This window comes from Streptomyces sp. NPDC052701 (assembly GCF_040678355.1).
Lineage (GTDB): Bacteria > Actinomycetota > Actinomycetes > Streptomycetales > Streptomycetaceae > Streptomyces.
This window is the reverse complement of the sequence record NZ_JBFATO010000009.1, coordinates 113,314-136,762: the sequence shown is the minus strand read 5'-3', so window position 1 is coordinate 136,762 and position 23,449 is coordinate 113,314. Positions and strand designations below refer to the sequence as shown.

Genomic DNA, 23,449 nt, shown 5'->3' with positions numbered 1-23,449 from the left:
CGCAGCGCTACGCGGACCCCGGTCGCCAAGGGCCGGACCCCGCCGGCTCCCCCGCCGCGCGGCGCGGGGTGAGCAGGGGTTTCACCGGCCTGGCGGGACGGGCGCGGGATCCGGGCCCGTTCGTGCGAACGGGTGAGGAGCGACTCGTGCGGCGCGCCCGGAGCGCGGTCCCCGCACCCGGGCGGCGGACGGACGGAGCGCAGGGCGTGGTGGCCGCGGTCACGCCGCCCGGGTGTGCGCCACGGCCTCTCGCGCGGGCCGCCGACGGGCGGCCGGCACGGGCCGCGGCGGCGGTCGCGCGCGCCGGAGCGGCCGCCGGCCGCTACTTCAGCGCGCCCGCCGTCAGGCCCTGGACGACCTGCCGCTGGAAGACGATGTACGCGGCGAGCACCGGCAGCATGGCCATCACCAGGCCGGCGAAGAGGCCGGACCAGTCGCCCTTGTAGCCCTGGCTGACGGCGAGCTGCACCAGGCCCTGGGTCAGCACGCGCTGGTCCGGTTCGGTGTTGAGGACCGTGGGCAGCATGTACTGGTTCCACTGGCCCAGGAAGTTGAAGATGCCCACGCTGATCAGGCCGGGCCTGGCCATCGGCAGCATGATCTGGAAGAACGTCCGGCTGTGCGAGGCGCCGTCGACGAAGGCCGCCTCCGCCACCGAGGTGGGCAGGGTGCGGAAGAACGCGGTCAGGAAGAACACCGTGAACGGCAGCGAGTAGGCGATGTACACCAGGATCAGGCCGTGGATGCTGTTCAGCAGGCCCATGTTGTTCACGACGTAGAACAGCGGGACCAGGGCCAGCATGACCGGGAAGCTCATGCCGCCGATGAACAGGTAGTAGACGAAGCGGTTGCCCGGGAAGTCGAAGCGGGCCAGCACGTAGGCCGCCATGGAGCCCAGCACCAGCGTGCCGGCGAGGGAGCCCGCCACCACCAGGACGGTGTTGAGGAAGTAGTCGCTCATGTTGGCCTCGGTCCAGGCCCGCGACCAGTTGTCGAGGTGCAGCTCGTCCGGCAGCGACCAGGGCGAGGAGAAGATGGACCGGTCGTCCTTGAAGGACGTCATCACCGCCCACAGCAGTGGCATGACCACCATGAAGGCCCACAGGACCAGGATGCCGTGGGAGAAGGCGTTGAGGACCGTGCCCTCCTTCTTCTTCCCGGGGGGCGGGGCGGCCCGGGGGCCGGTCTTGGTGACGTGCGCACCGGATTCGGCCGGTACGGGAGCGGAGGTCTCGGTCGTCTTCATCGGGATCAGTACTCCAGCCGCTCGCGCCGCCCCAGCCGCATCACGGCCGCGGCGAAGGCCAGCGTCACGACGAGCAGGGCGACGCCGATGGTGGTGGCGTAGGCGGCCTGCCCGTCACGGAACGCCTTCTGGTACACGTACAGGACCATGACGGTGGTCGAGTAGTCGGGGCCGCCGGGCCCGGTCGTCATGATCTGCACGACCGCGAACGACTCGGCGCCCAGGGCCAGGATGCCCATGTAGACCCAGCCGGACTGCACGGTGTCCCACAGCAGCGGCAGGGTGACCCGGAAGAAGGTGGTGGCGCGGCCCGCCCCGTCCAGCAGGGCGGCCTCGTACAGCTCCGCCGGGATGGAGGCCATCCCGGCGGAGAAGAGGACCACGAAGAAGCCGACCGTGGACCACACGAGCACCGCCATCACGGCCCACAGGGCCAGGTCCGGGTCCCCCAGCCAGAGCGGCTGGACGCCGTCGAGCCCGATGGCGCGCAGCACGGAGTTGATCGCGCCGCTCTCCGGGTTGTAGGCGAAGGTGAACAGCAGCGCGACGATGGCGATGGACAGCACCTGCGGGAAGAAGTACACGATCTTGTAGAAGGAGGAGCCGCGGACGCCGGAGACGACCGGGCCGCCCCTCCTCCTGCGCCCGCCCACATTGATCATGAAGGCGAAGAACAGCGCCAGGCCGATCGTCACCAGCGGCAGCAGGAGCGCGAACAGCAGACTGTGCTGCAGCGATTTCCAGAAGATCGTGTCGTCGAGCATCCGGCGGTAATTGCCGAACCCGACCATCTCGAATTCGGGGCTCAGGCCGGTCCAGTCCGTGAACGAGTAGTAGATGGACTGCACGAACGGCCAGACCACGAAGAGCGCGTACAGCCCCAGGGGCAGCGCCAGGAATCCCACGATGAACCGGTACTTGCCGTGCTGCATCGCCACTCCGGTGCCGTCACTGGTGCTTGTAGTGCTTGATGGAGGAATCCTTCGCGGTCTCGTCGGCGAATCGCTGGATCTTCTTGACCGCCTCGGCCGGGGTGAGGCGGCCGGCCATCATCTCGCCGATGCCGGAGACACCGATCTTCTCCTTCTGCAGCTGTACGTACCAGTCCTGGAGCCGCGGGTTCACCACGTTGTCACCGGCCTTCTCCAGCGCCGCGACACCGGATTCCAGACCGGGGGTGAGCGTGAGGCCGTCGGTGCCGCCGTCATAGGCGGTCAGGGACTTCACCTTGCGGGTGAAGTTCTTCGAGGACGCCTCGCTGAGCATGATGCGCAGCTGCTCCATGGCGCCCTCGGCGTTCTTCGCCCCGGCCGGGACGACGAAGGGCTCGCCGCCGGAGGCCCAGATGGTGCCGAAGGGCATTTTGTCGGAGGAGTCCAGTCCGGTGGGCGCGGAGACGGCCAGGTCGAAGTCGCGCGGGATGACGCTGGCCGACTCGTTCTCCACCCAGGAGCCGTTCGGGAGGAACAGGGCCTTGCCCTGGGCCCAGGCGGTCTGCGACTGGATGTGGTCCAGGCCGGGGGTGCCCTTGAGGACGTAGCCCTTCCTGTAGAGCTCGTAGTAGGCGTCGAAGCACGCCTTGACCGCCGGGTGCTTCCAGGCGTTCGGCTCCAGGTTGTCGATGGCGTCGAGCACCTCGCGGCCGCCGACCTTGCCGATCATCGGGTACAGCGAGAAGGGGACGTAGTACGGGTACTTGCCCGCGTACGTCCAGCCCGCCATGCCCTTCTTCCTGGCCTTCTCGCAGACCCTGAGCATCTGGTCCCAGGTCTCGGGGTACTGCTCGTCGAGCGAGTCCAGGGCCTTTCGCGAGTACCAGACGCCGTAGACCGTGTAGGCGTAGTAGAGGATCCAGACCTTCTCGCCGTCGAACCGGCCCATCTCCACGATGCCGGGGCGCAGTGTGTCGCGGACCTTCTTGTCCGGGTCGTCGTAGGAGGGGGCGTCCAGCAGCGGGGTGAGGTCGGAGAGCTGGTTCTTGCCGACCAGGACGCCCATGTCCATCTGCTCGGCGCCGGAGTTGTCGATGAGGTCGGGCGGATCGCCCTGGTTGAAGCGCGGCTGGAGGGTGGACTGGATCTTCTGGGTGGCGGAGAACTTCACCTTCGCCCCGGGGAAGTTCTTCTCGTAGATCCTCACGGCGTCCTCGGCGTACTCCCTGCCGAATCCGCCGTCGAAGAGGACGAATTCCATTCCCGCGGTCCCGTTGACCCCGAGCGGGTTCTTCGCGGTCTTCTCGCCCGCTTTCGCCCTGTCCCCGTTTCCGTCGCCGCCGCCGCTGGCGCACGCGGACAGGAAGCCCGCCGCCGGTACGGACATCAGGCCGAGCGCGGCGGACCGTTTGATCAGATCGCGCCGGCCGGCCCCCGCCGGGCCGTTGCCGCCGGTGCCGTGACTCCCTGCGGAAGTGGATCCCATGCTCAAGTCCTCGCCTTCTCCAGGACTCAGGCGGTGAACCGGATCCTTCCCGGCACCGCGATCGGGTCAAGCTGGGTCGTGCAGAACGTGCGGCTCGTGCGCGGGGGTGTGTCGTGCGGAACGCGCGAGATATCGGTACGTGCTCTTCGAATGCTGTGAGAATGCCCCGGATCGCCGACAGGTATAGTCCACCTCCCGCCAACGGAGCAAGATCGAATACAAGACCGGCCCCGGGTCTTTTCCGAGTCGAGACCTCGCGGGCATATGAGCGGCCTGCGTATCGCTTGCCGGGAAAGTCCCTTGCTCGGCTCCCGGGGGCCACAGTCAACACCCTTGACATCAATCGCCACTTGACCCACTACTTGGTCCTGCGCATCGAAGGTGACAACGTTGTCCGACGCGCAGGGAGGGCACGCGTATGCAGCGCAGAGTGGTGCGGCACAGACAGGGTCCGGCGGTCGTCGCGGCGACCGCCTTTGCTTTGGCCCTGGGTTCACAGGGCGTGGCGGTCGCCCTGCCGGAGGCTCCCGCGGCCGACCGGGAGTTCGCCTCCTCCTTCGAGGCGGACGACCCGGCTCCGGACTGGCTGAACACCGTCGACACGGCCCCGGACGGCAGCAAGCGGGCCCTGGGGGTGGACGGCGGCTACAGCAGCGGCATCCCGGGCAACGTCACCGACCACGTCACCGACGTGCGGGCCAACGGCGAGAACACGGGCGCCGGCGAGGTCAAGGAGAACCTGGCCGACGGCGAGCCGAGCACCAAGTGGCTGGTCTTCCAGCCCACCGGCTGGGCCGAGTTCGACCTGGACAAGCCGGTCAAGGCGGTGCGTTACGCTCTGACGTCGGCCAACGACCACGACGAACGCGACCCGAAGGACTGGACCCTGAAGGGCTCCGCCGACGGCAAGGACTGGAAGACCCTCGACACCCGGTCGGGGGAGACCTTCCCCGAGCGGTTCCAGACGAAGACGTACGACATCGCGGAACCCGCCGAGTACCGGCACTTCCGCCTGGAGGTCTCCGGGAACAACGGCGGGGACGTCCTGCAACTCGCCGACGTGCAGTTCTCCACGGGCGGCGGCGACGGGCCCGTCCCGCAGGACATGCTCTCCCTGGTCGACCGCGGCCCGAGCGGCTCACCGACGGCGAAGTCGGGCGCCGGGTTCACCGGAAAGCGTGCCCTGCGCTACGCCGGACGGCACACCGCCGACGGGCGGGCGTACTCGTACAACAAGGTCTTCGACGTGAACGTGGCCGTCGGCCGCAACACCCGGCTGTCGTACCGCGTCTTCCCGTCGATGGCGGACGGCGACCTGGACTACGACGCCACCCACGTGTCGGTCGACCTGGTCTTCACGGACGGCACCCGGCTGAGCCGGCTCGGCGCCACCGACCAGCACGGCTTCCCGCTGACCCCGCAGGGGCAGGGGGCGTCCAAGGTGCTCTACGTCAACCAGTGGAACAACGTCCTCTCCCGGATCGGGTCGGTCGCGGCCGGCAGGACCGTCGACCGGATCCTCGTCGCGTACGACTCCCCCAAGGGCCCGGCGAAGTTCCGCGGCTGGCTGGACGACGTGACGATCCGGTCCGTGGCGCCCGAGAAGCCCAAGGCGCACCTGTCGGACTACGCGGTCACCACCCGCGGCACGAACTCCAGCGGCGGCTTCTCGCGCGGCAACAACTTCCCCGCCACCGCCGTGCCGCACGGCTTCAACTTCTGGACGCCCGTGACCAACGCGGGCTCGCTGAGCTGGCTGTACGACTACTCCCGCGGGAACAACGCGGACAACCTGCCCACGATCCAGGCGTTCAGCGCGAGCCACGAGCCGAGCCCCTGGATGGGTGACCGGCAGACCTTCCAGGTGATGCCGTCGGCCGCGCCGGGCACCCCGGACACCGGCCGTGAGGCCCGGGAACTGGCGTTCCGGCACGAGAACGAGACCGCCCGGCCGTACTACTACGGGGTCCGCTTCGAGAACGGGCTGAAGGCCGAGATGGCGCCCACGGACCACGCGGCGGTGCTGCGCTTCACCTACCCGGGCGACGACGCGAGCGTGCTGTTCGACAACGTCACCGACCAGGCCGGGCTGACGCTCGACCGGGAGAAGGGCGTCGTCACCGGCTACTCGGACGTGAAGTCCGGGCTGTCGGCGGGCGCGACCCGGCTCTTCGTGTACGGCGTGTTCGACAAGCCGGTCGTCGAGGGCTCCTCCAGCGGCGTCAAGGGCCATCTGCGCTTCGACGCGGGCGAGGACCGCACGGTGACCCTGCGCCTGGCGACCTCCCTGATCAGCGTCGACCAGGCCGAGGACAACCTCCGCCAGGAGATCCCCGACGGCACCTCCTTCGAGACGGTCGAGAACCGCGCCCAGCGGCAGTGGGACCGGCTGCTCGGCAAGGTCGAGGTGGAGGGCGCCACACCGGACCAGCTGACGACGCTGTACTCCAGCCTGTACCGGCTGTACCTGTACCCCAACTCCGGCTTCGAGAAGGTCGGCGGCAAGCACCGCTACGCCTCGCCCTTCTCCCCCATGCCCGGCCCCGACACGCCGACGCACACCGGCGCCAAGATCGTGGACGGCAAGGTGTACGTGAACAACGGCTTCTGGGACACCTACCGCACGACCTGGCCCGCGTACTCGCTGCTGACGCCCACCCGGGCCGGCGAGCTGGTGGACGGGTTCGTGCAGCAGTACAAGGACGGCGGCTGGACCTCGCGCTGGTCCTCCCCCGGGTACGCCGACCTGATGACGGGCACCTCCTCGGACGTGGCATTCGCGGACGCGTACGTCAAGGGCGTCGACTTCGACGCGAAGGCGGCGTACGACGCGGCCGTGAAGAACGCCACCGTCGTGCCCCCGGCATCGGGCGTGGGCCGCAAGGGCATGGCGACCTCGCCGTTCCTCGGCTACACGAGCACCGAGACGCACGAGGGCCTGTCGTGGGCGCTGGAGGGCTACCTCAACGACTACGGCATCGCGCGGATGGGCCGCAAGCTGTACGAGGAGACCGGCGAGAAGCGCTACCGGGAGGAGTCGGAGTACTTCCTCGACCGCGCCCGGGACTACGTGAACCTCTTCGACACCGAGGCCGGTTTCTTCCAGGGCCGCGACGCCCAGGGCGACTGGCGCGTGGAGTCGTCCAAGTACGACCCGCGGGTGTGGGGCCACGACTACACCGAGACCAACGGCTGGGGCTACGCCTTCACCGCCCCGCAGGACAGCCGCGGCCTGGCCAACCTCTACGGCGGCAGGAAGGGCCTCGCCCAGAAGCTCGACGCGTACTTCTCCACGCCCGAGACGGCCTCCCCGGAGTTCGTCGGCTCCTACGGCGGTGTCATCCACGAGATGACCGAGGCGCGGGACGTGCGGATGGGCATGTACGGGCACTCCAACCAGGTCGCCCACCACGCGATCTACATGTACGACGCGGCCGGGCAGCCCTGGAAGGCGCAGCAGAAGGTCCGCGAGGTGCTCTCCCGGCTGTACGTCGGCAGCGAGATCGGGCAGGGCTACCACGGCGACGAGGACAACGGCGAGCAGTCGGCCTGGTACCTGTTCTCCGCGCTGGGCTTCTACCCGCTGGTGATGGGCAGCGGCGAGTACGCCATCGGCTCCCCGCTCTTCGAGAAGGCGACCGTGCACCTGGAGAACGGCCGCGAGCTGGTGGTGAAGGCGCCGGACAACAGCGCGCGCAACGTGTACGTGCAAGGGCTGAAGGTCAACGGCCGCACCTGGTCGAAGACGTCCCTGCCCCACTCGCTGATCGCCCGCGGCGGCGTCCTGGAGTTCGACATGGGCCCGCGCCCGTCGGCCTGGGGCACCGGCAAGGACGCGGCGCCCGTCTCCATCACCCGGGACGACGAGGTGCCTGCTCCGCGCGCGGACGTCCTGGAGGGGGACGGCGCCCTGTTCGACGACACGTCCGCCACGAGCGCGGCCGTGACCACCGTGGACCTGCCGGTCGACGGGCGCACCGAGGCCGTGCAGTACACCCTGACGTCCTCCGACCGGGCGAAGGCACCGGCCGGCTGGACGCTGCAGGGCTCCTCGGACGGGACCTCCTGGAAGACCCTGGACCGGCGCTCGGGCCAGTCCTTCGCCTGGGACCGGCAGACCCGCGCGTTCTCCGTGGGATCCCCGGGTACGTACGAGAGGTACCGCCTGGTCCTGGACGCCGAGGCGACCGTGGCGGAGGTCGAACTGCTCTCCTGAACCGCCGAGTTGGGGGACGTCATGCCGCTTCTTCCCGTGCCCGTGCCGCCCGGGGGCGTCGATCCCGCCTGGCTGCCGCCGGCGGCGTTCCGGCCGCTCGGGACGCGGCGGACGCTGATCCGCGGGTCGCATCCGCTGGTGGACACGGTGCACGGGGAGGTGGCCGCCGCCTGCGCCCGGTTCGGAGGTCGTGTCGTACGCGACCCCGAGCCGGGCGCGGCGCCGTACGACCTGGTGCTCGACCTGGGCGGCGGCGGGGGCGAGGCGTTCTCGTGCGCGCGCCGGGAGGGGACGACCACCGTCACCGGGTCCGGCCCGGCCGGGCTGCTGTACGGCCTGTTCCACGTCGTGCGGCTCGGCGAGGCGGCGTTCCGCGGCGAGCGCGCGCCCGAGGCGCACCGCCCGGCGGTGGCCCTGCGGATGCTGGACCACTGGGACAACGTGGCCGTGCACCCGGTCATGGGCCAGGTGGAGCGGGGGTACGCGGGCGGCTCCCTGTTCTGGGCGGACGGCCGGGTGCGCGGTGACCTGGAGCGGGTGCGGGCGTACGGCAGGCTGCTCGCGGCGTGCGGGATCAACGCCGTCGCCGTCAACAACGTCAACGTCCACCGGACCGAGGCGCACCTGCTGACCGACCGGATCGGTGAAGTGGCCCTCCTCGCGGACGCGTTGCGGCCGTACGGCGTGCGGACCCACCTGTCGGTGACCTTCGCCGCGCCGCTGGTGCTCGGCGGGCTGCCCACGGCCGATCCGCTGGACGGCGCGGTGCGCGCGTGGTGGGCGCGGGCGGCCCGGCGGGTGTACGAGGCGATCCCGGACTTCGGCGGGTTCGTCGTGAAGGCCGACTCCGAGGGCCGGCCGGGCCCGTTCGCCTACGGCCGCACCCACGCCGACGGCGCCAACCTGCTGGCCGACGCGCTCGCGCCGTACGGCGGCACGGTGCACTGGCGGGCGTTCGTCTACGACCACCGCCAGGACTGGCGGGACCGCACCACGGACCGGGCCCGGGCCGCCTACGACCACTTCGTGCCGCTGGACGGGGCGTTCGCGCCGAACGCGGTGCTCCAGGTCAAGCACGGGCCGATGGACTTCCAGGTGCGCGAGCCGGTCTCCCCGCTGATCGGCGCGGTGCCGCGCACCCGGCTGGCGGTGGAGGTGCAGGCCACGCAGGAGTACACCGGGCAGCAGCGGCACGTGTGCTGGCTGGGCCCGATGTGGAGCGAGGTGCTGCGCTTCCGGCCCCGGGGGGCGAGTGTCGGCGAGCTCGCGCGAGGCGGGCTGGTGGCGGTGTCCAACGCCGGCGACGACCCGTTCTGGACCGGGCACCCGCTGGCCCAGGCGAACCTGTACACCTTCGGACGGCTGGCCTGGCAGCCGGACGCGGATCCCCGCCGGATCCTCGACGAGTGGATCGGGCTGACCCACCCGGACGCTCCCGAGCGGCTGGCCGCCGGGCTGCACGCCGTGCTCGACGGGTCGTGGCGGACGTACGAGAAGTACACCGCGCCGCTCGGCGTCGGCTTCATGGTGCAGCCGGGGCACCACTACGGGCCGAGCGTGGACGGCTACGAGTACAGCCCCTGGGGCACGTACCACTTCGCCGACCGGGACGGGGTCGGCGTCGACCGCAGCGCGGCGACCGGCACCGGGTACGCGGCGCAGTACGCCGGGCCGTGGGCCGAGGTCTACGAGTCGCCGGACACCTGCCCGGACGAGCTGCTGCTGTTCTTCCACCACGTGCCCTACGGGCATGTGCTGCACAGCGGCAGGACCGTGATCCAGCACATCTACGACACCCACTTCGAGGGCGTGACGGAGGTGGAGGAGGCGTGCCGGACCTGGGCCTCGCTCGCCGGCCTGGTGGATCCGGCGCGCCACGCGCGGGTCTCGGAGCTCTACCGCGAGCAGCTGCGCTGCGCCCGGGAGTGGCGCGACCAGGTCAACAGCTACTTCCTGCGCAAGTCGGGGGTGCCGGACGAGCGGGGGCGGCCCGTCTACTGAGGTCCGCCGAGGGCGCCCGGCGCAGGGCGGCCACGCCCGGGGGCCGAGGACCAGGAGGCCGCTCCGCTCCGCCCGTCCGCCGGTGAACAGGCCGGTGACGGTGGCGGTGGCGATGGCCGGGCGGACCCGGCGATCCTCGTCCCGTACCTCCTCGGGCCACTGCTCGGGGTTGCCGTCGCCGCTGTAGGGGGTCTTCGGGCGCGGGGCGCGGTCATGCGGTGAAGTCCTCCTGGGTCTCGGCGATCACCGGGCGGCTGCTGTGCAGCAGGGACAGCAGCAGCGGCGCGGCCAGCAGGGCGGGCAGGGCCTCGGTGAACAGGGCGGTCGACGCGGCCACCAGGACGAGCAGCGAGGCGGCGCCGAGGGTGGCGCGGCCGTGCCGCAGCAGGAAGTACGCGGCGAGGCGGGCGGTGTCGCGGGCCCGGAAGGCGAACAGCGAGGTGAGGACGAGCGCGTGCGCGCCCCACAGGAGGCAGCCGGCGCCGACGAGCACCAGCAGCGCGGCCCACCAGCCGGGCAGGCCGGTGGCGGGGAAGTGCGTGAGCGTGACGGCGATGACGGTGAGCCAGCCGAGCAGGGGCGTCCACAGGGCCAGGGCCGGCCGGGCGTTGAGCCGCCAACCGCGCCGGAAGGCGCGGGCGGGGTGCAGGTCGGTGAGGTCGCGGCCGCGGTGGTGCAGGGCGTAGAGGGCGGCGGAGGCGGCCGGGCCCAGCGGCAGCAGGCAGAGGGCGGCCAGGGGCGTGTTGGAGGGGTCGGGGCCGAGGAGGAGCAGGCCCGCGAGCCCCGGTGAGGCGGCGAGCAGCAGCAGCGCCTGCACGGTGACGAGGGTGTGGACCAGGGCGGCGGCGCGGGAGAGGGCTCCGGAGCCGAAGCCGCCGGTGCGGGCGGCGGCCCTCACGGCGCCTGCCCGCCGAGCAGCCGCCGCTCGTCCCACCAGGGCGGGGTCTCGTCGTCGACGGGGGTCAGCTCGACGAGGGTGACCTCGTGGCGGCCGAGCGTCAGCGGCAGGTCGACGCGGCCGCCGTCGGCCGTCAGCCGCCGGTGGTCGCGCGCGGGTTCGGCGGCCTCGTGCAGGACGTCGATCTGCCGGGGCCGCGGCGACCGCGGGCTGCCCATGTGCCGCCAGGCCGCGTACGCGTTGCCCCGCTCCTCGTCCACGGACGAGCGGCGCAGGAACACCTCCCCCCTGTCTCCCCCGCTCCCCCCGCTCACCGGTACCGACAGGCGCAGGGCGTGCCGGTCCGGGCCGGGTGTCGCGCCGGTCGGGTCGACGGGCGCCCAGGCCAGCACGGTGACCCGGCCGTCGGGATGGCGGGTGACCAGGTGGTCGTCGCCGCGTGCGAGCAGGTCCTCCCCCATGCGGGCCATGAACGCGTACAGGTGGTACGCCGGTTTCCTCACCTGCCGGTGGGTGAGCAGTCCGAAGCCGCCGTGGAAGAGGGCGGTCGGCACGCCGGTCTCCTCGAAGACGTCGCTGAACGTCCAGTACGAGAAGGAGTCGGCCAGGTCGCCGCCGGCCGCCACCACCGGGGCCAGGTACGCCGCGTGGAAGGCGGTGTCGTGGACCGGGTTGTCGGGCCGGTAGGAGGAGTTGAACTCCGTGATGTGGACGGGGACCCCGCCGAGGGCCGTGCCCTCAAGCGCCCGGCGCGGCGCGGCGAACTGGTCGAGCAGCGCGCCCGCCGGGGCCAGGGTCTGGTGGACGCCGAACGGGACGTGCTGCGCGGGCCCGGAGGTGTAGGCGTGCCGCGAGACGAAGTCGACGGGGACCCGCCGGCGCTCGGCGAACTCGGCGAACCGCTCCAGCCACCCGTCCGCGGCGGGCGACAGGGCCGGCCCGCCGACCTGCAGCTCCGCGTCGACCTCCTTGACGGCGTGCGCGGTCGCCTCGTACAGCCGGTGGTACGCCCGTTCGTCCGCGCCCTGCCAGAACTCGGGCAGGTCGGGTTCGTTCCACACCTCGATCGGCCAGGTGCGCACCTCGGCGGGGCCGTAGCGGTCCACCAGGTGCGCGAGGACGGCGCGGACCAGCTCGGCCCACTCCCGGTGGGAGCGGGGCGGGGTGACGTTGCCCCGCCACCAGAACACGGTCTGCTCGCCGGAGGCCAGCTCCGCGGGCATGAAGCCCAGTTCCAGGAAGGGGCGGACGCCGAGCTCCAGGTACGCGTCGACGACCTGGTCGACGTAGGTGAAGGAGTGCCGGACGCGGCGGGTGCCCCGCCAGTCGTGGGGGCGGTGCACGCCCATGCCGTCGCTGAGCAGGCCGTGCCCGCGGATGTGCCGGAAGCCGATCTCGCGCTGGAGGAGTTCCAGCGATTCCTGGTAGTCGCGGCGCAGGGCGAGGTCGAGGCGGCCGGTGCCGACGCAGTGGCGCCAGGCGGCGGTCAGCCGGCCGGCCGGCTGACCGGGGACGCGGATCACCCGTTCTCCTTCTCGAAGCGTTCGCGGGCCTTGTTGTGCAGGTCGACGAACTGCCGCATGTTCTTCGCCTTCAGCTCCGAGACGTAGGCGTCCCACTCGGACAGCGGGCGCTTGCCGAGGACGAACCCGAGCATGTTCCGGGTGACGTGGTCCCTGAGCGGCGTCTCCCAGAGGGAGGCCTGTTCCTGTTCCACGGACCGCAGCGGGTGGGCCGGTCCGACGGGGAGCTGCTCGCGCCGGGCCATGGCCTCCTTGAATTTCTTTTCGTCCGGGCCGAACGAGGAGGAGACCAGTTCCCAGCTGCCGCCGTAGGTGAAGACGCCGTTGAAGAAGCCGTAGTCCTTCTGCAGGTCCTCGGGGGCGTCCGGGTCGGAGCCCATGAGGCTGATGCCGTCCTTGAGCCGGTACCGGCCGCCGGAGCGGGTGTGGGTGACGCCCTCGACGCCCCACTTGGCGAACCGCTGGCCCTCGTCCGAGTACCAGAGCCAGTCCACGAACTGCATCATCGCGACGAAGGCGTCGCTCTTGAGCGCCTCGCTGGAGATCATGACGCCGTTCTCCAGCCGGGCACCGCCCATCACCACCGGGCCGGCGGGCCCGAGCGGCACCGGGACCATCTCGATCCTCGCGCCCTCGACCTGCTTTCCGAGGTTGTAGCGGTAGTTCTGCACCAGCTCCTGGGGGTTGGCGCTGATCGCGAAGGACTTCTGGCCCAGCAGTTTCTGCACCGCCTCCTCGTCGCTCTGGGTGAAGCTCTCCGGGTCGACCAGCTTCTCGGCGACCAGTTTGCGCACGTACTCGATCATCTGCCGGAAGGCGTCGGTGGCGCCGGTGAAGACGAACTCCTTCGCGTCCGCATCCCAGCTGATGTTGTCGTACGTCCAGCCGGCCCTGACCCCGTACGCCTGGCCGAGGTAGCTGAACAGCGCGGCGGCCGGGTAGGGCGTGTTCCTGCTCCAGCGGTCGGAGAAGGGGTAGCGGTCCGGGTACTCCGCCCTGATCGCCCGGAAGACCTCGTACACCTCGTCCCAGGTGGCGGGCAGGCTCAGGCCCAGCCGGTCGAGGACGTCCGTGCGCAGCGCCAGCGAGTAGTCGGACCTGATCTTCTCGTGCAGGCCGGGCAGCAGGTAGAACCTGCCGTCGGCCTGGCGGATGGAGTCGATCTCCGGCTCCATCCGCCACTTCCTGACCTTGTCGCGGAAGTTGGGCATGAGGTGCACGTAGTCGCTGACCGGGAGGACGGCGCCCGAGGACACGAACGCGACCTCCGAGGGGTGGTACGTCTTGGGGATGAGGAAGGGGGCGTCGCCCGAGCCGATCAGGACGCTGCGCTTCTTCTCGTAGTCGGCCAGGGGGACCGGGACCGGTTCGAGGGTGACGCCGGTGCGCCTGGTGAGCTCCTTCCAGAACAGCCAGTCCTTCCTCATCGGGTAGACCGGGTTGTCGTTGTGCAGGAGCGAGAAGGACAGCGGCTCGGCCGCCTTGAACGGCCGGCCGACGCGGTAGTCCTTCATCGCGCCCTTCCGTTTCCTCGACAGGTCCTTGGAGTCCCCGCCGTCGCCGCCGCTGCCGCAGCCGGTGAGGGCGGCGAGGCCGGCCAGACCCGCGGCGGCCAGGACCTGGCGCCGCGACAGTTGCCCTGTGTTCTTCACGGGAACTCCCTTGTTCCGCAATCCGGTCGGGGAAGGGCGCGGCGGTCAGCCCTTGACCGCTCCGAGCATCACGCCCGAGACGAAGTAGCGCTGCACGAACGGGTACACGCAGAGGACGGGCAGCGAGGTCAGCACGATCGTGACGGCCTGGATGTTCGCCCCGACCTGGCTGAGCTGCGCGTCGGCGGCCCCGGCGTTGCCGCCGGTGGTGGCGCCGGAGATGAGGTTGCGCAGGTAGACGGTGACCGGCATCAGCTCGGACCTGTCCATGTAGAGGAAGGCGCTGAACCAGGAGTTCCAGAAGGACACCGAGTAGAAGAGCGCCATCGTCGCGACGACCGCCTTGGACAGCGGCAGCACGATGCGCAGCAGGATGCCGTACGTGTTCAGGCCGTCGATCTGCGCGGCCTCCTCCAGGTCGTCCGGCAGGCTCTCGAAGAACGCCTTCATCACCAGCAGGTTGAAGGCGCTGATGGCGTTCGGCAGCGCGATCGCCCAGACGCTGTTCTTCAGGCCCAGGCCGGTGACCAGGACGTAGTTCGGGATCAGGCCGCCGGTGAAGAACAGGGTGAAGACGGCGACGCCGACGAGGAAGCCGCGCCCCCTCAGGCGCTTCTTCGACAGGACGTAGGCGTAACAGGTCGTCAGGACCATGGCGACGGCGGTGGAGACGACCGTGTAGAGGACGGTGTTGCCGTAGTTGCGCCAGAACACCGCGTCCCGCAGGACGATCTCGTAGGTGGTGAGGTTGAAGCCCTTGGGCCACAGCGTGACCTCACCGGCGCGGATCTGGCGTTCGCCGCTGAACGAGCGGGCGACGATGGTGACGAACGGGTACAGCGTCACGACCACCACGAGGGTCAGGACCACCCCGTTGACCGCCTGGAAGACGCGGTGGCCGCGCGAGGACCGGACGCCGCTCACCACAGGCTCGTCCCCGCCGTGCGGCGCGACAGCCGGTTCGCGGACGTGATCAGGACCAGGCCGATGACCGCCTCGAACAGGCCGATCGCGGCGGCGTAGCTGAAGCTGTTGGACTCCACGCCGGTGCGGTAGAGGTACGTGGAGATCACGTCGGCGGTCGGGTACGTCAGCGGGTTGTACAGCAGCAGCACCTTCTCGAAGCCGACCGCCATGAAGGTGCCGATGTCGAGGATCAGCAGCGTGATCATGGTGGGGCGGATGCCGGGCAGGGTGACGTGCCAGGTCTGCTGCCAGCGGTTGGCGCCGTCGATGCGCGCGGCCTCGTACAGGTCCTCGTCGATGGTGGTGAGGGCCGCGAGGTAGAGGATCGTGCCCCAGCCGGCGGTCTGCCAGATCTCCGAGCCGACGTAGACGGCGCGGAACCAGCCGGGTTCCTGCATGAACCGGATCGGCTCGTGCCCGAACCAGCCGAGCACGTGGTTGACCGGGCCGTCGGTGGCGAGCATCTGCAGGGTGATGCCGGCGACGATCACGATCGACAGGAAGTGCGGCAGGTACGACACCGACTGCACGAACCGCTTCAGGGCCTGTCTGCGGACCTCGTTGAGCAGCAGGGCGAGCACGACCGGGACCGGGAAGCAGAAGACGAGGGTGAGTCCGCCGAGCCACAGGGTGTTGCGGAACACCTGCCAGAAGGTGGGGTCGGTGAGGAACATCCGCACGTAGCGCAGGCCCACCCACTGCTCGCCCAGGATCGAGCCGCCCGGCTCGAAGCGGCGGAAGGCGATCACGTTGCCGATCATCGGCAGGTAGCGGAAGACCAGGAAGAACAGCAGCGGCAGCACGGCCAGCGAGTACAGCTGCCAGTCCCGGCGCAGGGCCCGGCGCCAGCCGGTGCGGGCCGGCGCCGGGCGGCGGGGCACGGGCTTCGCCGGCGGCGGGTGCTGCGTGCCGGGCGGTGGCGCCGGAGGGGTGGAGGTGCTCATGGCTCGGGCCTCCCGGGACGGGGACGCGGGACCGAAACTTTCGAGCTCTTACCGGTAACTCCGCGGCAACTTAGGGGCAGGGGAAAGCGGTGTCAATGGGCGGTGCGTACTGGCTCCCCGAAGCGGAGCGACCCCGCGGGATTCAGCGGCCGGAGCGGGTGGAAGAGAGGGAGGAGACCCTGAACGCGCCGGAACTTTCCGTCCATTACGCGCAACGATCGGCCCCGCCCGCTCCCGCCACCGTCCCCTGCGAGGTGCCCGTGCCCGCGTTCGACCTGCCGCCGACCGAACTGGAGCGCTACCGCCCGGACGTCGAGGAGCCCGCCGACTTCGACGCGTTCTGGCGCGGCACCCTGGAGGAGGCCCGGCGGGCCGGGGCGCCGGTGTCGGCGCGGCCGGTGGAGACGGGACTGCGCCTGACCGAGACCTGGGACGTGACCTTCCGGGGCTTCGCGGGCGATCCCGTGCGCGCCTGGTTCAGCCGGCCGGCCGGGATCCGCGAACCACTGCCCGCCGTGGTCGAGTACGCGGGCTACGGCCGCGGCCGGGGCCTCCCCCACGAACGGCTGACCTGGGTCGGCGCCGGGTACGCGCACCTGCTCATGGACAACCGCGGCCAGGGCGACCAGTACGGCTGCGGGGGTGACACCCCCGACCCGCACGTCGCCGCGCCGGGCGGCCCCGGCCCGGCGGTCCGCGGCCTGCGCGCCCCGCGGGACTACCACTACCGGCGTCTGATCACGGACGCGGTGCGGGCGGTCCGCGCGGTGCGGGAGCTGCCCGGCGTGGACGGCGGGCGCGTGGTGGCCGCCGGGAACAGCCAGGGCGGCGGTCTCGCCCTGGCGGTCGCGGGCCTCGTCCCGGACCTGGCGGCGGTCGTGGTCACGGCCCCGCTGCTGTGCGGCATCCGGCGCGCCCTGGACCTGACGGACACCGGCCCGTACGGCGAGATCGCCGCGTACCTGTCCGTCCACCGGGACGCGGAGCGGGACGCGTACCGCACCCTGGCGTACGTGGAGGGCGTCTCCTTCGCCCGCCGGGCCAGGGCACCGGCGCACTTCGGGGTGGGCCTGCGCGACACGGTGTGCCCGCCGAGCGGGGCGTACGGCGCGTGGAACCGGTATGGGGAGCTGACCGGCACCCGGCCCCGCAAGGAGATCCACGCGTACCCGTTCAACGGGCACGAGGGCGGGGACGCGGTGCAGGTGCGGCGCCAACTGGACTGGGTGCGGGACCTGCTCGGTCCGCCGTACCGGTGAGGGGTTCAACTGGCTTGCCGCTGTTCCTCGTTGAGGGGATAGGGTGTTGTCCAGACCACTTAGCGGCGTCGTCCCGGCACGGTGACGGCCTCTCGGACCACCTCCCCCCGGACGTCCCTCTTCCCCCCGAGAGGCCGTCCGAGCTCGCGGACCCGGCGGGCAGCGGCTCACTGCCGGCCGGGTCCGCCCGGAGCGCCGGTCCACTCCCCTCCCCGGGACCGGCGGACGGACGGGCGGGAGGGGAGCGCCTCGGACGGCAGGTTCCGGTCCACCGACATGGGAGCGCTCCCATCCCACCCTGCCGGGGAACGTAGCGCCGGACGGCGCCCTTGTAAACGCCTGGTGCGCATGTGCCCGCCGGGACGGCGGTGCGCCGGGACGCCGGTGCGGCGGTGCGGCGGTGCGGCGGTGCGGCGGTGTACCAGGGCGGCATGCGCCGGAACGGCGAGGGCCGCACCCCCGGCGTACGGGGATGCGGCCCTGGGCTGCCGTGCCGGCCGGCCCGGTCGCGCTTACTTGCGGATCAGGCTGCGCAGCACGTACTGCATGATGCCGCCGTTGCGGTAGTAGTCCGCCTCACCGGGGGTGTCGATGCGGACGACCGCGTCGAACTCGACGCCGGTGTCGGTGGTGACCTTCACCGTGCGCGGGGTGGTGCCCTCGTTGAGCTCGGTGACGCCGGTGATGGAGAAGGTCTCCTCGCCGGTCAGGCCGAGGGACTCGGCGGACTGACCCTCCGGGAACTGCAGCGGCAGGACGCCCATGCCGATCAGGTTCGAGCGGTGGATGCGCTCGTAGGACTCGGCGATGACGGCCTTGACGCCGAGGAGCGCGGTGCCCTTGGCGGCCCAGTCGCGGGACGAGCCGGAACCGTACTCCTTGCCGGCCAGGACGACCAGCGGGATGCCGGCGGCCTGGTAGTTCTGCGAGGCGTCGTAGATGAAGGAGACCGGGCCGCCCTCCTGCGTGAAGTCACGCGTGTAGCCGCCCTCGGTGCCCGGCGCGATCTGGTTGCGCAGGCGGATGTTGGCGAACGTGCCGCGGATCATGACCTCGTGGTTGCCGCGGCGCGAGCCGTAGCTGTTGAAGTCGCGGCGCTCGACGCCGTGCTCCGTGAGGTACTTGCCGGCCGGGGTGTCGGCCTTGATGGCGCCGGCCGGGGAGATGTGGTCGGTGGTGACCGAGTCGCCCAGCTTGGCCAGGACGCGGGCGCCCGTGATGTCGGTGACCGGGGTCGTCTCCATCGTCATGCCCTCGAAGTACGGGGGCTTGCGGACGTAGGTCGACTCCGGGTCCCACTCGAAGGTGTCGCCGGTCGGGACGGGCAGCGACTGCCACTGGGCGTCGCCCGCGAAGACGTCGCTGTAGGACTTGGAGAACATGTCCTCGCCGATGGCGTTGGCGACGACGTCGTTGACCTCGGCCTCGGTCGGCCAGATGTCCTTCAGGTAGACCGGGTTGCCGTCCTGGTCGGTGCCCAGGGCGTCCTTGGTGATGTCCACCTTCATCGAACCCGCGAGGGCGTACGCGACGACCAGCGGCGGGGACGCCAGGTAGTTCATCTTGACGTCGGGGTTGATGCGGCCCTCGAAGTTCCGGTTGCCGGAGAGGACCGAGACGACGGCGAGGTCGTGCTCGTTGACGGCCTGGGAGATCTCCTCCGGCAGCGGGCCGGAGTTGCCGATGCAGGTGGTGCAGCCGTAGCCGACGAGGTTGAAGCCGACCTTGTCCAGGTACGGGGTCAGGCCCGCCTTGTCGAAGTAGTCGGTGACGACCTTGGAGCCCGGGGCGAGGGTGGTCTTGACCCACGGCTTGCGGGTCAGGCCCTTCTCGACCGCCTTCTTGGCCACCAGCGCGGCGGCGACCATGACGTAGGGGTTGGAGGTGTTGGTGCAGGAGGTGATGGCCGCGACCGTCACCGCGCCGTGGTCGATCTCGTAGGTGGAACCGTCGGGGGCGGTGACGCGCACCGGGTTGGACGGGCCGGGGCCGGGCACGACGGCCGAGTGCTGCGGGGCGCCGGCGCCGTTGTCGTCGTGGCCGTAGGCCGGGGCGTCGCTGGCCGGGAAGGACTCGGCGCTCGCCTCGTCGACCGGGGAGGCGACGCCGTGCGGCTGCTCCTGCTGCGGGACGCCCGGCTTGCGGTCGTCACCGCCGGTGACGCCGGCCTGGACGTAGTTGAGCACGTCGGCGTTGAACTGCTCGGCGGCGCGGGACAGCTCGATGCGGTCCTGCGGGCGCTTCGGGCCGGCGATGGAGGGCACGACCGTGGAGAGGTCGAGCTCCAGCTTCTCGGAGAAGTCCGGCTCGGCGGCCGGGTCCAGCCACAGGCCCTGCTCCTTGGCGTACGCCTCGACCAGGGCGACCTGCTGCTCGGAGCGGCCGGTCAGCCGCAGGTAGTTCAGGGTCTCGTCGTCCACGGGGAAGATCGCGGCGGTGGAGCCGAACTCCGGCGACATGTTGCCGATGGTGGCGCGGTTGGCGAGGCTGGTGGCCGCCACGCCCTCGCCGTAGAACTCGACGAACTTGCCGACCACGCCGTGCTTGCGCAGCATCTCGGTGATGGTGAGCACCAGGTCGGTGGCGGTGGTGCCGGTGGGCAGCTCGCCGGTGAGCTTGAAGCCGACGACGCGCGGGATGAGCATGGAGACCGGCTGGCCGAGCATGGCGGCCTCGGCCTCGATGCCGCCGACGCCCCAGCCGAGGACGCCGAGGCCGTTGACCATCGTGGTGTGCGAGTCGGTGCCGACCAGGGTGTCGGGGTAGGCCTTGCCGTCGCGGACCATGACGACCCGGGCCAGGTGCTCGATGTTCACCTGGTGGACGATGCCGGTGCCGGGCGGGACGACCTTGAACTCGTCGAAGGCGGTCTGGCCCCAGCGCAGGAACTGGTAGCGCTCCTTGTTGCGGCCGTACTCCAGGTCGACGTTCTGCTTGAAGGCGTCGGCGGTGCCGAACTTGTCGGCGATGACGGAGTGGTCGATGACCAGCTCGGCCGGGGCCAGCGGGTTGATCTTCGCCGGGTCGCCGCCGAGCTCCTTGACGGCCTCGCGCATGGTGGCGAGGTCCACGACACAGGGCACGCCGGTGAAGTCCTGCATGATCACGCGGGCCGGCGTGAACTGGATCTCCTGCGACGGCTGGGCCTGGGAGTCCCAGGTGCCGAGCGCGCGGATGTGGTCGGCGGTGATGTTGGCGCCGTCCTCGGTGCGGAGCAGGTTCTCCAGCAGGATCTTCAGGCTGTAGGGAAGGCGCGCGGAGCCCTCGACCTTGTCCAGCCGGAAGATCTCGTACGACTCGTCGCCCACCTGCAGCGTGCTGCGGGCGTCGAAGCTGTTCGCCGACACGACAGTCTCCTTCATTGATGTGCGCGTACCACCACGATCCTGCCGCCACGGCATCTCGGCCGATCCGCTAAGGTAAGGCTAAGTTAGGTAACCCTTAGCGAGCTGGCGGCTGCGGTGCTCCCCGGCAGATATCTCGATGTCGAGATAACTCTAGTACACCGGGGCCGGATGGTCATGCCCTGGCTCGCACTCCCGCCCGATCACGCCCGGCCGGCCCGCACCCGGTCCGCGCCCGGCCGCCACCCGGGCCGGCCCCGCGCCCCCGCCCCGCCCGGACTCCGAGCGGCCCCCGAGCGGCCCCGGAGCGGCCAGCCGGGACGCCGCGGGCCTCCACCCGGGCGGCACAGCCATCAGAACGCGGAACCGGGGTAACCGGAGGGGAGCCGGGAAAGCCCGGCGAACCCCGGAAGGAGGCCCTGAATGCCCCTCACGTTCCGCAAGAGTTTCCGGATTCTTCCCGGAGTGCGCCTGAACATCAACAAGCGCTCGTGGTCCATCACCACCGGCGGCAAGAACGGCCCCCGCCACACCCGCAGCAGCACGGGACGCCGCACGACGTCGATGGATCTGCCCGGGCCTTTCGGCTGGCGGAGCACCCGTACGGACAGGCGGCACTGACGTCACGTCACCCGAATGGACCCCCCGCCGAGCGCCATCTCATATCTGAGATAACCTCAGTCGCATGGCAGACGATTACCTCGTACGCATCGGCAGGCTCATCCGGGACGCCCGGCAACACCGGGGCTGGACACAGTCGCAGCTTGCCGAGGCGCTCGGCACCAGCCAGAGCGCCGTCAACCGCATCGAGCGCGGCAACCAGAACATCAGCCTTGAGATGATCGCCCGGATCGGGGAAGCCCTCGACAGCGAGATCGTCTCCCTGGGCTACGCGGGCCCGATGCACCTGCGGGTGGTCGGCGGCCGCCGGCTGTCCGGCGCCATCGACGTCAAGACGAGCAAGAACGCCTGTGTGGCGCTGCTGTGCGCCTCGCTGCTCAACAGCGGGCGCACGGTGCTGCGCAGGGTCGCCCGCATCGAGGAGGTGTACCGCCTCCTGGAGGTGCTGCACTCCATCGGCGTGCGCACCCGGTGGATCAACGACGGCGTCGACCTGGAGATCATGCCGCCGGCGGAGCTCGACATGGCGGCGATCGACGCGGACGCGGCCCGCCGCACCCGCTCCATCATCATGTTCCTCGGTCCGCTGCTGCACCGCATGGACCGCTTCAAGCTGCCGTACGCCGGCGGCTGCGACCTCGGCACGCGCACCGTCGAACCGCACATGATCGCGCTGCGCCGGTTCGGCCTGGAGATCGCGGCGACCGAGGGGCAGTACCACGCGGTCGTGGACCCCTCGGTCCGTCCCGACCGGCCCATCGTGCTGACCGAGCGCGGGGACACGGTGACGGAGAACGCGCTGCTCGCCGCCGCCCGGCACGACGGCGTCACGGTCATCCGCAACGCCTCCTCCAACTACATGGTCCAGGACCTGTGCTTCTTCCTGGAGGCCCTGGGCGTCAAGGTGGACGGCATCGGCACCACCACGCTCACCGTGCACGGCGTGCCGGACATCGACGTGGACGTGGACTACTCCCCCTCCGAGGACCCGGTCGAGGCGATGAGCCTGGTGGCCGCGGCCGTGGTGACGGAGTCGGAGCTGACGGTCCGCCGCGTGCCCATCGAGTTCCTGGAGATCGAGCTCGCGGTCCTGGAGGAGATGGGCCTCGACCACGACCGCACGCCGGAGTACTTCGCCGACAACGGCCGCACGCGGCTGGTGGATCTCACCGTCCGGCCCTCCAAGCTGGAGGCGCCGATCGACAAGATCCACCCCATGCCGTTCCCCGGCCTGAACATCGACAACGTCCCGTTCTTCGCGGCCATCGCGGCGACCGCCCAGGGCAAGACCCTCATCCACGACTGGGTCTACGACAACCGCGCGATCTACCTGACCGACCTGAACCGCCTCGGCGGACGGCTGCAGTTGCTGGACCCGCACCGGGTGCTGGTCGAGGGCCCGACCCGCTGGCGCGCCGCCGAGATGATGTGCCCGCCCGCGCTGCGGCCGGCCGTGGTCGTCCTGCTGGCGATGATGGCGGCCGAGGGCACGTCGGTGCTGCGCAACGTGTACGTCATCAACCGCGGGTACGAGGACCTGGCCGAGCGGCTGAACTCGATCGGGGCGCAGATCGAGACGTTCCGGGACATCTGACCGGCGGTTGCCGCCGCACCCTGTCCGACCTGCACTGATGCAGGTCTGGAGGGGTGCGGCGGCACGTCTGGAACGCCGGGCGGGACCGGTTGCTACCGGTCGTCGGGGCTATGCGAACACCGCATCGACGGCGGCGCTGCCGCGCGCACCGGCGCGGGACGCTTTCCGACTAGCTTGCGCAGGTATACGGAGGCGCCGGCCGGGACGAGGGCGGCACCCGCCAACAGGCATACGAGCACAGTGACCGACAGCGAGACGTACTCCACGGTCGATCCGTCGGAGTACACACAGGCGTTTCGAAGGGGCCAGTGCTGTTGCTCGATGGCTGCCAAGCCGGCGCCGGCGTCGTTCCGGCTCGTGCACAGTTCGGGGAAAGGCCCTCCCATGGTGACGGAGAACCAGCCGTAGCAGTACACCGCCACCGCCGAGGAAGCCAGGATCAGGGCGACAAGCGCGTGAATTCTGGAGACCGGCAGCGGCGGGTGGCTCAACAGGATGAGGACCACCACGATGCCCACCGCCGCTGTGACAAGACTTGCAGCCAGCAACGCGCCCATCAGGAACATGTGAGACCTACCCCTTCTCGGCCTTCTGCCCGGCCAGGAACTTCGCCCGGCGCGCCACCTGCTGGTCGATGAGTTTCTGCAGCGTCTCAGCGAAACCTGTGGGCAACTCGCTCATCACGGAGTCGGACTCGTTCCGAGGTTCCTTGCCCACCGGGCAGTTCCTGTGGATGAGGAGCGCACGAGCGGAAGACAGCAGCGTGT

The 23,449-nt window shown here is 70.7% G+C and carries 16 protein-coding genes; 5 read left to right on the top strand and 11 right to left on the bottom strand.

The window, feature by feature from the left end; translation table 11 throughout:
• Nucleotides 1-322 precede the first annotated feature (322 nt).
• Genes AB0L29_RS13605 through ngcE form a run of 3 tightly spaced genes read right to left on the bottom strand, consistent with a single transcriptional unit; the run spans nucleotide 323 to nucleotide 3,664 of the window.
• Nucleotides 323-1,246 carry a carbohydrate ABC transporter permease gene (locus tag AB0L29_RS13605; protein WP_365826571.1) on the bottom strand — a complete coding sequence of 308 codons (924 nt, stop codon included), beginning with the start codon at nucleotides 1,244-1,246 and terminating at the stop codon, nucleotides 323-325.
• Nucleotides 1,247-1,251: 5 nt separating this feature from the next.
• On the bottom strand, nucleotides 1,252-2,178 hold the full coding sequence (locus AB0L29_RS13600; protein ID WP_365826569.1) for a sugar ABC transporter permease: 927 nt from the start codon (nucleotides 2,176-2,178) through the stop codon (nucleotides 1,252-1,254).
• Nucleotides 2,179-2,194: 16 nt separating this feature from the next.
• The gene (gene ngcE, locus AB0L29_RS13595; RefSeq protein ID WP_365826567.1) at nucleotides 2,195-3,664 is read right to left on the bottom strand and encodes an N-acetylglucosamine/diacetylchitobiose ABC transporter substrate-binding protein; all 1,470 of its coding nucleotides are present in this window, start codon (nucleotides 3,662-3,664) and stop codon (nucleotides 2,195-2,197) included.
• 418 nt (nucleotides 3,665-4,082) lie between these two features.
• Here ngcE and AB0L29_RS13590 point away from each other — a divergent pair, with 418 nt between their 5' ends.
• Complete coding sequence (locus tag AB0L29_RS13590; RefSeq protein WP_365826565.1) at nucleotides 4,083-7,880, top strand: GH92 family glycosyl hydrolase; 3,798 nt, start codon at nucleotides 4,083-4,085, stop codon at nucleotides 7,878-7,880.
• 21 nt (nucleotides 7,881-7,901) lie between these two features.
• Nucleotides 7,902-9,881 (top strand): alpha-glucuronidase, encoded by a 1,980-nt coding sequence (locus AB0L29_RS13585; RefSeq protein WP_365826563.1) that lies wholly within the window; start codon nucleotides 7,902-7,904, stop codon nucleotides 9,879-9,881.
• A 211-nt stretch (nucleotides 9,882-10,092) separates the two neighbouring features.
• Here the strand turns inward: AB0L29_RS13585 and AB0L29_RS13580 are convergent, their stop codons facing one another.
• Genes AB0L29_RS13580 through AB0L29_RS13560 form a run of 5 tightly spaced genes read right to left on the bottom strand, consistent with a single transcriptional unit; the run spans nucleotide 10,093 to nucleotide 15,864 of the window.
• Complete coding sequence (locus AB0L29_RS13580; RefSeq protein ID WP_365826561.1) at nucleotides 10,093-10,779, bottom strand: hypothetical protein; 687 nt, start codon at nucleotides 10,777-10,779, stop codon at nucleotides 10,093-10,095.
• Nucleotides 10,776-12,302, bottom strand: a complete 1,527-nt coding sequence (locus AB0L29_RS13575) for a xylan 1,4-beta-xylosidase (RefSeq protein ID WP_365826559.1) — start codon at nucleotides 12,300-12,302, stop codon at nucleotides 10,776-10,778. The genes AB0L29_RS13580 and AB0L29_RS13575 overlap by 4 nt, the downstream gene beginning before the upstream one ends.
• On the bottom strand, nucleotides 12,299-13,954 hold the full coding sequence (locus AB0L29_RS13570; protein ID WP_365826557.1) for an extracellular solute-binding protein: 1,656 nt from the start codon (nucleotides 13,952-13,954) through the stop codon (nucleotides 12,299-12,301). Before AB0L29_RS13570 ends, AB0L29_RS13575 begins: the two co-directional genes overlap by 4 nt.
• Nucleotides 13,955-13,999: 45 nt before the next feature.
• Nucleotides 14,000-14,881: a carbohydrate ABC transporter permease gene (locus tag AB0L29_RS13565; protein ID WP_365826555.1), complete on the bottom strand. Its 882-nt coding sequence runs from the start codon at nucleotides 14,879-14,881 to the stop codon at nucleotides 14,000-14,002.
• Entirely contained in the window at nucleotides 14,875-15,864 is a 990-nt protein-coding gene (locus tag AB0L29_RS13560) for an ABC transporter permease subunit (RefSeq protein ID WP_365826553.1), read from the bottom strand. The genes AB0L29_RS13565 and AB0L29_RS13560 overlap by 7 nt, the downstream gene beginning before the upstream one ends.
• A gap of 260 nt (nucleotides 15,865-16,124) precedes the next feature.
• Here AB0L29_RS13560 and AB0L29_RS13555 point away from each other — a divergent pair, with 260 nt between their 5' ends.
• Nucleotides 16,125-17,123, top strand: coding sequence for an acetylxylan esterase (locus AB0L29_RS13555; RefSeq protein ID WP_365826551.1), 999 nt, complete (start codon nucleotides 16,125-16,127; stop codon nucleotides 17,121-17,123).
• Between the two features lie 512 nt (nucleotides 17,124-17,635).
• Here AB0L29_RS13555 and AB0L29_RS13550 read toward each other — a convergent pair.
• A complete protein-coding gene (locus AB0L29_RS13550; protein WP_365826549.1) occupies nucleotides 17,636-20,470 on the bottom strand; it encodes an aconitate hydratase in 2,835 nt (944 codons plus the stop codon).
• Between the two features lie 420 nt (nucleotides 20,471-20,890).
• Here AB0L29_RS13550 and AB0L29_RS13545 point away from each other — a divergent pair, with 420 nt between their 5' ends.
• Together AB0L29_RS13545 and AB0L29_RS13540 are read left to right on the top strand one after the other, a co-directional pair.
• Nucleotides 20,891-21,088, top strand: coding sequence for a DUF4236 domain-containing protein (locus AB0L29_RS13545; protein ID WP_365826547.1), 198 nt, complete (start codon nucleotides 20,891-20,893; stop codon nucleotides 21,086-21,088).
• Between the two features lie 64 nt (nucleotides 21,089-21,152).
• Nucleotides 21,153-22,682 carry a UDP-N-acetylglucosamine 1-carboxyvinyltransferase gene (locus AB0L29_RS13540; protein ID WP_365826545.1) on the top strand — a complete coding sequence of 510 codons (1,530 nt, stop codon included), beginning with the start codon at nucleotides 21,153-21,155 and terminating at the stop codon, nucleotides 22,680-22,682.
• 92 nt (nucleotides 22,683-22,774) lie between these two features.
• Here AB0L29_RS13540 and AB0L29_RS13535 read toward each other — a convergent pair whose 3' ends face one another.
• Both AB0L29_RS13535 and AB0L29_RS13530 read right to left on the bottom strand, forming a co-directional pair.
• Nucleotides 22,775-23,248, bottom strand: coding sequence for a hypothetical protein (locus AB0L29_RS13535; RefSeq protein ID WP_365826543.1), 474 nt, complete (start codon nucleotides 23,246-23,248; stop codon nucleotides 22,775-22,777).
• Between the two features lie 7 nt (nucleotides 23,249-23,255).
• On the bottom strand, nucleotides 23,256-23,399 hold the full coding sequence (locus AB0L29_RS13530; protein ID WP_365826541.1) for a hypothetical protein: 144 nt from the start codon (nucleotides 23,397-23,399) through the stop codon (nucleotides 23,256-23,258).
• Between the last annotated feature and the right edge of the window lie 50 nt (nucleotides 23,400-23,449).